Here is a 14,064-nt window from a genome sequence, read left to right as displayed (position 1 = left end):
CCACACGAGGCAACAGGTTCGACCCACGTCTAAAGATTTTGTGTATATTTACACAATCTTTAGGCAGGGCCTGTTGAATACTGTGTTGGGGGTGCTAGTCCCTGGGATTTAGTAGGAGACAGAGAACCCTGCCTTCTGATTTTATAAGCTCGTTCTACATAAAACCAAAAGTTATGAACAGAACGAAACTACACACCGTCAAGAACCGCCCCGACCACTTCCAGAAAGTACGTCACTGGTTTTCCCATTCCTTGCTCCTAAAAAACGTCATCCGCTCGCCGGAATAGACGCAGACCAAACGGACAGAAAAGGAGAGGGGCAGAACGCCTCGCAGTGAGGTGTTGTTGCAATACCGTATTCCTTCCTGTCCAACCGACCTCTTTATTTTCTAAAATGACAATATGTATGCATCACTGCGGACATAGGTCGAGATCGGTTTGGTTATTTTTATTATTCGCATTCTAAAATTAGCAAACTTTTCTATTCCTTCCAAGTGATCGCCATCGATTATTGTTGATTTGCAATAATATCGGGGTCGGTATATTTACTTTTGCCCGGTGAATGTGTCACGATAAACCTGCTTAAATTACGTGGATACTACGCTTAAGATACATTACGGGAACCAAATTTATTAATCGATTAGACCAAAGTCCCGGCATCGGGCCGGATAGAAAGGATGGTGTCTTTCTAAAGCGTTGCCGGGACCAGAGGTCAACCGGGGTAGAATTATATAAAAACGCTACTCCACCAAAAAACCTAATAGCATGCGAAAATTACGCAAAGGGGAGAGGTATGTAGACCGATCTCCGCAGGCAACTGACCAAAACGAGGTGCCCAGAGAAACACCTTCTCCCGTAAAACAGGTCTTTATTGATAAAGCCCTGGTACTGAAATATGAGGAGCTTCTTTCAGCAATGGCAGAGGAGTTCCGTACCATCGAATTCACGGATTACAGCCCTGCCCGGGTGATCGATAATTTCTGGTCCAGATACAACTGTAACAATACGGACCGCTTGAACCTATTCGATATGGTGCTGCTGGCAAAAGGAGCCGTGCCGGAGAAAAGCCGGGAGGCTATGGCGCTCGATAGCTTCGTAAAGGATTTTGTTTCCTTTATCATCGCCGGGCATACGGTGCATTATATGAACCGTAACTACAGTGCCATAGGCCGCTATTTGCCCGTAGAACGGGTGGAGGAGATCAAAGAAGGAGTAAGGCTGGATTTTGTCGGACGTTTATCGGGGCTGCGGTAATGGATTATGGTATGAATAGTGGTAACCCGATGCCGAGGGTATCCGGGTTACGGTATATAGCATTGTTTTTTGTTTCCTTTCTGTTTGTTTTATCTGATGTCCGGGGGCAGCTTGTAGAGATACGGACTGGCGAGGGGCAAAGTAAGAGCGACACGCCGGCTTCGGGAGCGGTCGATCTGGTAGCTACGGGTCTACAGGTCGGCGACAGGGTTCCGGATCTGCTCGTCCGGAATGTCCATAATCATAAAACCGATGCGACCAGGCTCTCCGCTTTCGCGGGCAAATTGCTGATACTGGATTTCTGGGCGACATGGTGCGCCCCCTGTGTGGCCATGATCCCCAGAATGGACAGCCTGCAGCGGCATTTCGGGGACAGGGTGCAGTTCCTTTCGGTCACCTATCAGCCGGGGAAGGAAGTGCTTCCCTTTCTGGAGCGGTTCGAAAAGCAGCGGAACAGGCACTACGAGGTGCCCTATATAACAGGTGACAAACAATTGCATAAACTTTTTCCGCACAGGACCTTACCGCATTATGTATGGATCGATGGTGAGGGCACCGTGAAGGCCATCACCGGCTCCCAAGATGTCCATGCGGCCAATATCGGCAAGGCCCTTGACGACGGGCTGGCCGTAACGCAGAAACGGGACATGAAAATGGCGTATGACAGGAACAGGCCCTTGCTGATCAACGGAAACGGCGGCGACGGGCGTAACCTGATCTATCATTCCCTGTTTGCAGGGTACACTGAAGGGCTCCCCACAGCCTATACGCTGTCCTATATGTCCCGGCACGGCTTCAACGGGATCAATGCCACGAACATGACCCTGCTGCAGCTCTACAGACTTGCCTATAGGATCGACGGAAAGTATTTCGGATGGAACAGGACGGTCATCAGTACCCGGGACTCGCTGTTCCTGCGGCCTCCCAAGGGGACAAAGGGCGCTGATTTCCGGGCCTGGATGAACCGGGGAAATGGGTTCTGCTATGCAGCGTCAAGTACAAGGGATAGTCTGGATATCCTGTTCGAACGGATGAGGGCCGATCTGGGCAGGCTGTTCCCGCAGTACAGCGTAGCCATACGGGAGAAAGAAGTAGCATGTCTTGTACTCCGGAGGACCTCGGATAAAGATAAGATCGCCACCAAAGGAGGTCCGGTCCTACATGAATTCGGCAATGGCTGCAGGTTACGGAACAGCAGTCTGGATGTGCTCACATCCCGGCTCGAGATCATCTACCTGCAGAATCAGCCCTATCCCGTAATAAACGATACCGGGTACACGGGAGCTGTAGATATGGTACTGGAGGCCGACCTTACGGATCTCGGTCAGCTGAATGCGGATCTGGCGGGATATGACCTTACGCTGGAAGTACAGCTCCGTAAGACCCATGTGCTGGAAATAGATGATGTTACCTAAATGATCAGTTATGAAAAAGACGATAGTATATATATTCATACTGTCTGTGCTCTGCGTCTCTATGGCCGGTGCACAGCAGGTCCTGCGCGGCCGTGTGCTGGACATCGATACGGGTTCTCCGGTAGCGCGGGCCACCGTCACGGTCAAGGGGACAGCGCAGACCTCGCTGAGCGATGCGGACGGACGTTTTTCCGTTCCGGTGTCGGCGCGGGACACGGTGGTCTTCCATGGGGTGCGGTATGATACATTATATCTCTATGCTCCTTTTGGCAGGGAAGATATTGTTGTCCGGCTTACGCCGCAGCGCACGGCTTTACAGGAGGTCGTCGTCTCCACGGGATACCAGACACTGCCCAAAGAACGGGCGACAGGGTCGTTCGTACAATTGGATAACGATCTTCTGAACAGGTCCGTAAGTACAAATATAACGGACCGGCTGCGGGATATCGTGCCCGGTCTGAGCTTCAATACCTATGGCAACAGTGCACTGAGCATCAGGGGGCAGAGTACGATCTTTGGCAATGCCGAGCCGCTGATCGTCATCGACAATTTTCCGTATGAGGGTGAACTGGTGGATATCAACCCGAACGATGTGGAGAGCATAACGGTACTGAAAGATGCCGCGGCGGCATCGATATGGGGATCGCGTGCGGGAAACGGGGTGATCGTCATCACCACCAGGAAGGGCAGGGCCGGCAGTCCATTGAACATCGGCTTCAATGCCGGCACGACTGTGGTAAATAAGCCCGATCTCTATGTCCGGCAAACCTTGCCGGCCTCGGATTACATCGATATCGAAAGGAGGCTGTTTGAGGAAGGGTATTACGATGCGGCGAAGAATTCGGGCTACCGGCCGCTGTCACCTGTGGTCGAGCTGCTGTACGGGGGGCAGGCCGATCCCGGCCGGATCCCGGAGATCGACAGGGAGATCGAACGGATGAAAACCTACGACGTGAGGAAGGATGCCGATCGGTACCTCTACCGTAAGGGTGTTTTTCAGCAATATGCCCTGACGGTCAATGGAGACGTGAAAAACAACAATTATTATGCATCGGTGGGCTACGATAACAACAGGGAGAGCCTGATCGGCAACGGATACGACCGTGTCACAGTAAACCTCAAAAATACGTTCCGACCTTTCGGTGAACGGCTCCAGGTCACTACAGGTGTCTATTTTTCAAATAATAACGAGATAAGGAACAATCCGGGCATGACCGGCCTTAGTATGTCGGGATCAAGCAGTGTTATTCCCTATCTGAGACTAGCGGATGATAATGGCCGGCCGCTCAGCACGGTCAGGGATTATAGCCGGGAGTTCATAGCCGGGGCGATGGATGAAGGCCTGCTGGACTGGAATTATTTTCCGCTACAGGAAATCCAGGCCGCAGACAACAGGCTGGTCAGGAATAATCTGAGGATGGATGCTTCCCTCAGGTACCTTATCGCGGATGGCCTTGCGCTATCGGCAAGCTACCAGCATACGGAGGTGGGCAGCGAAAGGAACAATCACAGGAGCAGGGATACCTATTATGCAAGGGACCTGATCAACCGCTTTACCCAGGTGGACGGCGGAGAGATAAAGAGACCTGTACCGCTCGGCGGGATATTGGATGTCTCGGTGCTCCGGTCGCTGGGCAGGACGTTCCGCTCGCAGCTGGATTTCAGCAGGCAGTTCGGTCAGAAAGGGGAGGTCAGTGCCATAGCCGGTTTTGAGACCCGGTTTTCCCGGACGGATTCGAAGGATTTCAGATATTACGGCTATGAAGCCGAATATGCCCGGAATGCCTATGTAGATTATGTGACCGACGATTTTCCGTTATACCATGACAGCCAGCGCAGGAGCAGCATACCCAACAACGACGATATGGACCGCTTTACGGACGTGTTTCGGTCGTACTACGTCAATGCTTCCTATTCGTATGACCGTAAATATATACTGTCCGCCAGCGCACGGTTGGACCAGAGCAACCTTTTCGGCGTAAGGGCAAACCAGAAAGGTGTGCCGCTCTGGTCGGCAGGGCTCGCCTGGAACATCAGCAGGGAGGGCTTCTACGGCAGTGATATATTGCCCTATTTAAAGTTGCGGGGCAGCTATGGGTACAACGGGAATGTGAACAAATCGGTTACTGCGTTCACGACGGCTGCGGTCAGCGGTTATAATATGTACCAGCTGCCCTATGCTACGATAATAAACCCTCCGAACCCTGAACTCAGATGGGAACGTGTACAGATCATTAATCTGGGGCTGGATTTTTCGGCTATGGACAACAGGGTGTCCGGGACATTGGAAATCTATAGCAAAAGAGGACTGGATCTGATCGGGGATTCGCCTTTGCCCCCTTCCTCCGGTATTGTCCTGTTTACGGGCAATACGGCCGATACAAAGATACGGGGACTGGATGCCAATCTCTCTACCCGTAATACCACCGGGCCATTGAAATGGAATACGGACCTGTTGGCAACTGTCGTCAAAGAGCGGGTGACGGGCTATGAGAAAGAAGCTCCCGCAACGGGTGGTCTGGGCTACATACAGAGCCCTTATGCATTGCCCCTGCCGGGCAGGCCGCTGTATGCCCTGTACAGTTACAGTTGGGCGGGGCTGGATCCGGAGAACGGTGACCCCATGGGGTATATAGGGGAGGAGACGTCGACGGATTATACCGGGATATTCGCGGATACCGATCTGGACAATATGGTCTATTCGGGACCGCTCAGGCCTACTTTTTTTGGATCGGTACGCAACTCGTTTTCGTACGGGAATCTCACGGCTTCTTTTAATATCACGTACAGGTCGGGGTATTATTTCAGGGCACCGGGCATTGCTTATTCCAACGACTATGGGCTGTCTTCAAATAGTGCTGCCTATGCCGAAAGATGGCAGTCTCCGGGGGACGAAACCCGGACACATGTTCCTTCCGTACCCGCGCAGCCGGATGGCAACAGGGATATGTTTTATATCTATTCGACCGCGCTCATAAACAGGGGCGACAATATCAGGCTGCAGGACTTTCGGATAGATTACCGTTTCGGTGGATTGATGGGGAATAAATGGTTCAGAAATATGAACGTTTATCTCTACGGGAACAACATTGTCCTGCTCTGGAAATCGAATGATCTGGGCATCGATCCGGATAATTCGTACGCGGACCTGCCGTTCACATTTTCAGCGGGTCTCAAACTGGATTTTTAAACTTAAAGACAAAATCATGAATTATATAAAGACAGCGGTACTGATCCTCTTTTTTTCGTGCAAAGGGGATTTGGACATCAAGCCGGACCAGGGCCTGCTGATCCCGACAAAACTGGAGGATATGCAGGCGTTATTGGACAATGTGGAGATGAACAGGGCGCCCGGGCTGCACATGATCGCGGGGGAGGAGTATGCGATCACGACGGAGGGCGTGACGTCTCTGAGAACGGCTCCGGAGCGGAACAGTTATCTGTGGGCGGACGATGTCTATGAAGGATCGGTCCCAAGTGACTGGAGGATACTGTATGAACAGGTGTTTTATGCGAATGTTGTACTGGACGGCCTGAATACGATTGAAGTAACGGAAGAAAACCGTTCGGTATGGAACCAGCTGAAAGGGAGTGCGCTGTTTTTCCGTTCACTGGCCTTCTATCAGCTGATTGTGGAGTATGCCATGCCCTACGAAAAAGGCAGTGCGGATAAGGTGCCCGGAATCCCTTTAAAACTCAGTTCGGATATCAATGAGAAGGTGGAGCGGGTGAGCATACGGGACTGTTTCAAAAAAATCCTCTCCGATCTTGATGAAGCGGGGCCGCTACTGGAGACTGTACAGTCGGTGTACCTGACCAGACCGAGCAGGCATGCCGTGTATGCGCTGCTTGCCCGGATTGCACTTTATATGCAGGAGTATGGTACGGCGGAAAAATATGCCGACAGGTGTATCACCCTGTCGCCGGGGCTGATGGATTACAACGGGCTGTCGCGGACATCCTCGCGGCCGATATCGTTCGCACAGGCGGGGGAAGAGGTCATATTCCCGCAGTTTATGCTGACATACTCTTTTGCCACATCGTCCAGGGCCGGGATTTCGGAAGATCTTCTGTCGGTATACGAAACCGGTGATCTGCGCAGGATCATCTTTTTTAGAGACCGGGGGAATGGCGTGTTTACGTTTAAGGGGAACTATTCCGGCACGAGCAGCATGTTTTTGGGTACGACGACAGCGGAGATGTACCTGATCCGGTCGGAGTGCAGGGCCAGGCTTGACGATATCGAAGGAGCTTTAGCGGATGTAAACCATTTAAGAAAAATGCGGTGGGACAGCAATGTGCCTTATCAGGATGTAAGCATGGAAGACAGGGAGGAGGTTATAAGGTTCATTCTCCTGGAGCGCAGAAAAGAACTGGCCATGCGGGGACTCCGGTGGTCCGACCTTAAAAGGTTGAACCGGGACAGCCGTTTTGAAACGACTTTGGAAAGGACGGCCTATGACAGGACGCACATCTTGGCGCCTCAATCGGATCGCTATGCCTTTCCTATCCCGCAGATTGAGGTTGATATAAACAACTTGGCGCAGAATAAAAGGGATTAGCATATAAATGGCAGATTAAAAATAAGCCCCTGTGTTCCGAAACGTGCATGAATCGGAACACAGGGGCTTCCCGTTTCGGTCGCCTTAATCTAAGGGCTCGAATTCACCGTAAGTTTCATTGGACGGTGCGGGTGCTCCGGGAGCATTGGGATTAACCTCTTCTTCAAACTCTCCGCTGCAGATCTGCTCCTCGTTTTCATGACATAGATACTGTCCGGGAGTAGTATCTGTTTCCTCGGTCTGCCCTGTTATATCGACCCACTGAGCGCCGGGTAAAGCAGCAGGGTTATACCCCCATTTTTTCATGGCCAGTTTACTTTCCGGTGTTCCCATCGCCATGAGTGTTACTGCTGCAATCGCCAAGGCTACCAAGGCCATTGCATTTTTTCTGATTAAATTTTTCATTGCTTAAATTTTAAAATATTAATCATACTGTTTTTATCTTGTCTTCTGGCCGACAAGCCCTTCACCCGACGACCTGGTCAACGGGATCCGATGTGTGTTGTCTTTTTTTTACCAGCAATCCCACTACGCTAATCCCCAGAAAGAGCAGGTTGAACCAAAAATGCTGTGTCCACGACATACCCGATATGACGGATCCGCATGCACAGGGCAGCCGGTCCCAGGTACCTAACAGGGCAAGTCCGATATAGACGGTGAACAGCGCCATCAATATTGCCGACAATAGGAAGCCCCACTGGCGCCACCGCGGGGATACCAACATCACGACTACCAATACTTCCAGAGCGGGCAGAGTATATATTGCCATATAGGTCAAGCCATGGGGCAACGGCTGCCGCAGTAGGGTATGCTTGAATGTCGTGAAGTCGATCAGCTTCTCGGTAGCTACAGGTATCCAGAGTAGCAGAAGCGCGATGGTGATTATGTTCAGTAGGTATTTTGCTTTCATAACTGTTTGCTAAAAGTGACATATCAAATATAGCGCACCCAGATACGTCACTGTTAGGCTAGAACTGACATCAGGTATAGGCCAAACATGATATGTGGACTGCGATGGCAAGAATCACCGGGTTTTATCTTTTCGGATTAATCGCCGATACTGCCCAGGGGTCATCTGGCTATGCTTCCGAAAAAAGCGGCTCAGCTCACTGACGCCATGAAACCCGCATTGCATGCTGATCTCCAATAGGGTAAAGGAGGGATAGGCCAGCAACGCTTTTATCTTTTCGAGCAGAAGCCGGTTGCGGTAGCTGCTGATTTTTTGTTGGTAGTGTTCTTTGTGCAGCCGGTTGAGGTATTCCGGACGTACCCGCAATTGCCCGGCAATGTCTTTGATCCGGATAGCGTTCCCTTCCCGTGCGATACCAGCAGCAAGGAGTTCGCGACAGCGTTGGATCAGGAGCTGGGGGTCGGATGTACGTTCGTATTCGTCAAATACCTTCTCCCTGGACAGCTCGATAAGCTTACTGATCTCGTGTATGACAAAGGATTCATTGCTGAAGTCGTCCTTTCTGAGGTTATCGCAAAGATGTTGTATACGGGATTGGGTGCGTGGGCCTATCCGAAAGTCCCTGCTACAACATACTTTCTCCGAACGGCTTCTATACGCACGGATTACGGCATGCAAAAAGGGAAAATGCCGCTCATTACCTTCCCGGAAAATCCCGCCGTCAAAATAAAAGCCGAACAACAGCAGACGGCCCGGGGGCAGCCGGAGCCGATACACGCCGGGTGGCAGATACAGATAACGCCCCCGGCCGGGAGACAACGTGCATACCCGATGCGGTACAGCGTCTTCGAGGACAATATCACCGTCGGCCTCCATCAGGTAAAGCACATGCAGGTCACCCCGTTCTACCCGTAGGGGAATGCGGGCCGAACCTGCCAAGGTCAGCTCATAGCGGTACAGATAGCCGTAACGCCCGTCGAATTCCTGTGCGATAGCCTGATCTTCACCTTGTCCGTAGTACGTGCCGGGCGCATAGGCGATGGCCGGCATAGGCGCCATGTCTATGTCGGTCTCCACGACACGGAAGTGGGAAGGAAGATCGATATGTAGGCTTTTTTTCACGATAAGAGTCGTGTATCCTCGCCCAATTTAACCGTAGCGCATCACAGTCCGATGAAAAAATCGTACACCACCTGTTTTTTGGCGTAGATCGGATATTCACTGGCGCAGATCGGCCTTTTTCTGGCGTGGGGTGATCTGCGCCAAAAAAGAAGAGGGCAAAGTCGCCTTTTCCTGTGACGTACGATTTTATTCTTTCCGAGCAAAAGATCTGTTGCATATTGCCGTCGATTAATCACGGTTAAATATGTTTTGGGCGCCCGGAATGGCCAGTCGGACGGATCAAAAGGAATTAAAAACGTAAAATTTAAAAAAATGAAAAATGTAAATGAACAGGTGCTGATGCGCCACCAAGGAGTCGTATCAACAGAAGGAATCATCACATGGACACGGCTAAAGAGTGTGTTCGGTTTGGGCGAACCCAAGAGAGACTGGAAATGCCCGATTGTGACACCGCGATTTTGATGTATTGAATGTCGATACATTGAATGTTGATTGACAGAGGGGGCGAAGAACAACAGTTTCGCGCCCCCTTTTTTTAACCTTTTTAATTTTTACAACGATGAACAGACCTATAAATGATTGGGATTTTGCACTCTTTAGTGCCAATCTCCATACCTATTTACCCACCATCGAATGGCATGCCCATCCGGACATCTATACCCGTTGGAGAGATCATCACTCTGGAAAAGCCGACATCGACCGCTGCCCGCCCTTGAAAGATCCCGAACAACTTTGCCAGCTGTTACCGGGAATCTTTGTTTTGTTTCACCTAGGGCATCATCTACAGCTGCCGTTACTGCTGGCGCAGGCGGGGTTGTCCTTTGATATTATCCTGGATAGGGCGGTATACGAGCGATCACAACCGCTCTTTGACCGCCTACAAACAGCGATGAGCAAACAAGGCCAGCAATATGGCTATCTATTCAGCGATGAGCCGTCCATACTGTTGCGGGCGCGGGAGCGATTGCGCAGCGGACGGCACTTGCTGGTCTTTGCCGATGGGGCATCCGGCACGGCTTCGCCCTCCGCCGCCAAAGATCAGCGTGTCACCGTTCCTTTTTTGCAAGGAGAGGTACAGCTCAAAAAGGGTATACCGTTGATGGCGTACTTATTTGATGTAGCGCTTTATCCGCTCAGTTGGGAAGAGACGGCAGACGGTAGCCGGTATGTGTTGCAGGAATATATTGCGGATCGATATGCTGAAAATCGGGAGGATTTTATCCAACGGGCACTCTGTCATTGTTATGACCTGCTGGGTGAGGCGGTATGCCGACAACCTTGGATCTGGGAATGCTGGCCCTACCTGCATACCAACGGGATGTTGCAGATCGAGGATGCGGATATGTTATCCATCTGGAAAAACGACCCCATGCTGCTGCTCCCTTTGGACAAAAAACAGTGCTTATTCGACCGGAGGCATTATTATGCGCAAACGTTAAATTCGTGATGTATAGATTGAATTATTTATCTTTAGAGCACTGAACGCCTATAGATGAAAGTCAGTCTGTATAATATTACCTTATGGAACCTACTCAGCTTTTTTGTTTTTCTGGGCATGTTAGAAGGTCTGAACCTAATTCTGGCAACGGAACACGTTCCTTTTAACCAAATTATAACGACCAGCGTCTTGTTTTGCTTTTTATATGTGAGTCTCTTTATTTCCTCTTGGAAATTGTTATCTCCGGCTTGGGGAGAGCGTATCGCAGGTGTCGTATGGGCGATAACTGTTGCAGTATCGGTAGCGGGCTGTGCCTATCCGCTGATCTACGATTGGCTCCCCCGTCTGGGGGTACATTTTCATCGGGCAGGCCGGGATTTCGATATCTGGGAGTTTCGGGAACGTATCCTGTGGGTAGTCGTTTTTGTGTGGCTATTGAGCATGGGAGCAGCGGCTATATATCGATATATCAGATCACATGTAGCGCTTCGTCAGGCGAATGCCAAACGCGATAGCTATCAAATGGAGATCGACCGGATGCAGGCAGGGCTGGAAGCGCGGCATTTTTCACCGCACACGATCGAAAACGTGGTGGCTATCACGATGAATAAACTTACGACAGAAAATAAGGATGAATATCTGGAGGCATTGATGGTTCTTGCGGATGTCTTGCGTTATGCGTTACGTATGCAGGATGAGCGAGCCACGGTGTCCTTTGCGGAAGAATGGGAGCAGGTCGAGAATCTGCTCACCCTCGGCAGAGTCTGCTACGGCAGAAAGGAGTTTATCCTTCGTAAGCCGAAGGTATTGCCGGAGGGGCAACTGCCGATGGGGATCTTCGTGATGCCGATAGAGAATGCACTGAAGTACGCTACGGTGATGCCGGGTAAGCCGATTCTGCTGGATCTGCAGCTGAACGGTACACAGTGGTGTTTTACCGTGACCAATCGGTTCCGGGAGGTGAAGCGTCAGGCAATACGATCAAGCAAGACGGGGTTTGTCCTGTTGCAACATAAGATCGATTCGGGCGCCTGGCCGATAGCGGTCGAACGGAAGGAAGTGGAGGATACGTTTAGCGTGAGCATCGTGGGAAATCTGAAAAACGAAATAAGAGGCTATGAGAAAGGAACGCTATACCATCATGATTTTAGACGATGAATTGGAGTCGACAGGACTGTTACAGTATGCGCTGAGTAAAATCGATTATGTGGAGGTACTGCACTTGATCGACAGCCCAGAGCACGCACTGAAAGTGTTGGATTTGCAGCCGGTCGATATCTTGATCGTGGATATGGAGATGCCGACAATGATGGGCTGGGAGTTTGTGGGGCTTTTGGACAAAAGGCCGACCATATTGGTTGCTACCGGACACCGAGAGTATGGATTTGAGGCGGAGGAAATGGAGGCTGTCGGATACCTCCCCAAACTGGTAAAATCTGAAACGCTACGAAAAGCAATTGATAAGGCGATACGGGATGTGGATCACCGATATGACCTGGCACAAAAAAATGCAAAGGCGATAAAAGTGAAAAATTATGAGACGAAGATGGATGACATTATTTCCCTCGATGATCTCTACTACGCAGAGGTAGAAGACAAAATTTTGTCCTTGTTTTTGGATGATGGCCGGATAATCTACAGCAAGATGCCACTATCGAAATTGATGGAAGATCTTCCCGACAATAAATTCGTTCGCCTCAGCGCCAAGCACATCGTGGGTAGACATGCCGTGAAGTCCTTGGCAAAAAAGAAGGTTCAGGTAAGGGAATGGAAAAAAACGTTGGAAATCATATATCCAACTGCCTATGAAAAGCTTCAGCTGATATTGGATCCAATGTAGTACCTGCGGTTCCGTTCAGCAAAAAATAGAAACTTACACTTTAAAAAACAATTTACTACCATGGAAAAATGGTTTGACAAACAACTGGCCATATTGACTGCTATATATGATGCCCTTATAAAATTTAGACAACAACATAATAGAATGATAAAACCTCTCCAAGAACGGAAATTGTGGACAAAGCAGGATGTGTTAGATCGACTTAATATGAGTGAAAGGACGTATAAACGCAACCTACAAACAGGCTTACTCAAGCCGATGCGTCTCAACGGATTTGACGAGTATTTCGAAGAAGATCTCTTGGAAGCTTTGGAAGAAAGTCGTCGAAAGGGACGGATTTAAGCGTCCCTGTTCCGGAAAGTCGACCGCCTGGATCGGACAAATATGTGTTCCGGACACAATTGTGTCTATGCCGACCAACACGAAGGTGTCGCCGTCGCGCATAGCCTTTGCCGCAAACGCAACTGCATTTGCGGCAAAGGCAATTGTGGACCGCTCTTTGTATACCCCATCTATTTTATAATCTTTTCTGTTTGTCTTGCCGGAGGCTGATCGCTCTCGTACGGGGTTGCTTTTGTAGCATCCACACTTGTGTTTGTGGTAAGCGTGAGTGCACTTGTGAACGTGCCTATAGCGATATCCAAAGCCTATCCTGCAGCCGGTGTCAACAAGATCTTGTCCGGCATGGAAACAATTGTGTCCATGACGTTTTTTGTGGTTTTTTCAACATACCGAGGGCCAGATCAGGCCAGATCAAGCCAATGTGGGCCAAATTGGGCCAAAATTTCATTTCAGCAAATAAGGGTTCTTACGTTTGTCCTGTTCCATCTCGCGAGGAGAACAGAACCGTGCAGCTGCAAAAGCTATGTATCTGCGCACAAACAAAAAACAAAATGGCAAGAAAAGCTAAAGCGCTCATCGACTTTACACGAATGAAAGAAGATGGGCTCGTGGTCGCCACCAATACAATAATTGGCGCCATGACGGACAATTCACATTACCCAACACCTACACCAACCTTAGCGGATTTACAGGTGGTGTTGGATGATTTTTCAAACAAATTGGCGATAGCCCGTAAGCGGGGCTCGCCAGAGGATACGGCCCTCAAGGACGAAAGCAAAGAACCGTTGAAAGAGGCCTTGCAGCAGTTGGCTTATTATGTCAACGTCTGCGCCAAGGGACATCTTTCCACGCTATTGAGCTCGGGCTTCCCCATAAGCAGCGCAGAGGGGCCGAAGTTGGCACCATCGGCCGTCGAGAATGTACGCATGAGCGATGGACACCAATCGGGACAGGTACGGTTCGACTTTGCCAAACAAAAGAACGTGGCAGTCTACGAATATCAGTTCCGCAAGGTGACAGAGCCGGAATCCGAATGGAGCGATCGGTATGCAACGACCTCCAGCCGGGGAAATATCCTGGCGCCTTTAGAACCGGGGCAACGCTATGAGGTACGCGTCAGAGCGATAAATGCGCAGGGAATAGGGGATTGGAGTCAAGTTGCCGGAATATGGGCTAGGTAGC

General features: G+C 50.3%; 13 protein-coding genes. 10 read left to right on the top strand and 3 right to left on the bottom strand.

The annotated features are described in order from the left end of the window. Positions 1-764 precede the first annotated feature (764 nt). The 4 genes from G5B30_RS12250 to G5B30_RS12235 are packed head-to-tail and all read left to right on the top strand — an operon-like array spanning position 765 to position 7,230. On the top strand, positions 765-1,253 hold the full coding sequence (locus G5B30_RS12250; protein WP_165320291.1) for a hypothetical protein: 489 nt from the start codon (positions 765-767) through the stop codon (positions 1,251-1,253). A gap of 11 nt (positions 1,254-1,264) precedes the next feature. After that, complete coding sequence (locus G5B30_RS12245) at positions 1,265-2,668, top strand: TlpA family protein disulfide reductase (RefSeq protein ID WP_165320290.1); 1,404 nt, start codon at positions 1,265-1,267, stop codon at positions 2,666-2,668. 10 nt (positions 2,669-2,678) lie between these two features. After that, entirely contained in the window at positions 2,679-5,858 is a 3,180-nt protein-coding gene (locus G5B30_RS12240) for a SusC/RagA family TonB-linked outer membrane protein (RefSeq protein ID WP_165320289.1), read from the top strand. 16 nt (positions 5,859-5,874) lie between these two features. Next, on the top strand, positions 5,875-7,230 hold the full coding sequence (locus G5B30_RS12235; RefSeq protein WP_165320288.1) for a RagB/SusD family nutrient uptake outer membrane protein: 1,356 nt from the start codon (positions 5,875-5,877) through the stop codon (positions 7,228-7,230). Between the two features lie 84 nt (positions 7,231-7,314). Here the strand turns inward: G5B30_RS12235 and G5B30_RS12230 are convergent, their stop codons facing one another. The 3 genes from G5B30_RS12230 to G5B30_RS12220 form a co-directional block, all read right to left on the bottom strand. After that, positions 7,315-7,635 (bottom strand): hypothetical protein, encoded by a 321-nt coding sequence (locus tag G5B30_RS12230; protein WP_165320287.1) that lies wholly within the window; start codon positions 7,633-7,635, stop codon positions 7,315-7,317. 61 nt (positions 7,636-7,696) lie between these two features. Then, positions 7,697-8,140, bottom strand: coding sequence for a MauE/DoxX family redox-associated membrane protein (locus G5B30_RS12225; RefSeq protein ID WP_165320286.1), 444 nt, complete (start codon positions 8,138-8,140; stop codon positions 7,697-7,699). A 114-nt stretch (positions 8,141-8,254) separates the two neighbouring features. After that, positions 8,255-9,262 carry a helix-turn-helix transcriptional regulator gene (locus G5B30_RS12220; protein ID WP_165320285.1) on the bottom strand — a complete coding sequence of 336 codons (1,008 nt, stop codon included), beginning with the start codon at positions 9,260-9,262 and terminating at the stop codon, positions 8,255-8,257. A gap of 312 nt (positions 9,263-9,574) precedes the next feature. Here G5B30_RS12220 and G5B30_RS12215 point away from each other — a divergent pair, with 312 nt between their 5' ends. From G5B30_RS12215 to G5B30_RS12190, 6 genes are all read left to right on the top strand, one after another. Next, positions 9,575-9,724: a hypothetical protein gene (locus tag G5B30_RS12215; RefSeq protein ID WP_165320284.1), complete on the top strand. Its 150-nt coding sequence runs from the start codon at positions 9,575-9,577 to the stop codon at positions 9,722-9,724. A 97-nt stretch (positions 9,725-9,821) separates the two neighbouring features. Beyond that, entirely contained in the window at positions 9,822-10,709 is an 888-nt protein-coding gene (locus tag G5B30_RS12210; RefSeq protein WP_165320283.1) for a hypothetical protein, read from the top strand. 45 nt (positions 10,710-10,754) lie between these two features. Beyond that, complete coding sequence (locus tag G5B30_RS12205; RefSeq protein WP_165320282.1) at positions 10,755-11,858, top strand: histidine kinase; 1,104 nt, start codon at positions 10,755-10,757, stop codon at positions 11,856-11,858. Then, entirely contained in the window at positions 11,818-12,540 is a 723-nt protein-coding gene (locus G5B30_RS12200; RefSeq protein ID WP_165320281.1) for a LytR/AlgR family response regulator transcription factor, read from the top strand. The genes G5B30_RS12205 and G5B30_RS12200 overlap by 41 nt, the downstream gene beginning before the upstream one ends. A 60-nt stretch (positions 12,541-12,600) precedes the next feature. Continuing rightward, on the top strand, positions 12,601-12,882 hold the full coding sequence (locus G5B30_RS12195; protein ID WP_165320280.1) for a hypothetical protein: 282 nt from the start codon (positions 12,601-12,603) through the stop codon (positions 12,880-12,882). 551 nt (positions 12,883-13,433) lie between these two features. Beyond that, positions 13,434-14,063, top strand: coding sequence for a fibronectin type III domain-containing protein (locus G5B30_RS12190; RefSeq protein WP_165320279.1), 630 nt, complete (start codon positions 13,434-13,436; stop codon positions 14,061-14,063). Position 14,064: the final 1 nt, after the last annotated feature.

This window comes from Sphingobacterium sp. SGG-5, from assembly GCF_011043525.1.
Lineage (GTDB): Bacteria > Bacteroidota > Bacteroidia > Sphingobacteriales > Sphingobacteriaceae > Sphingobacterium.
The sequence above is the reverse complement of the archived record's forward strand: the minus strand, read 5'-3'. Positions and strand labels throughout refer to the sequence as shown.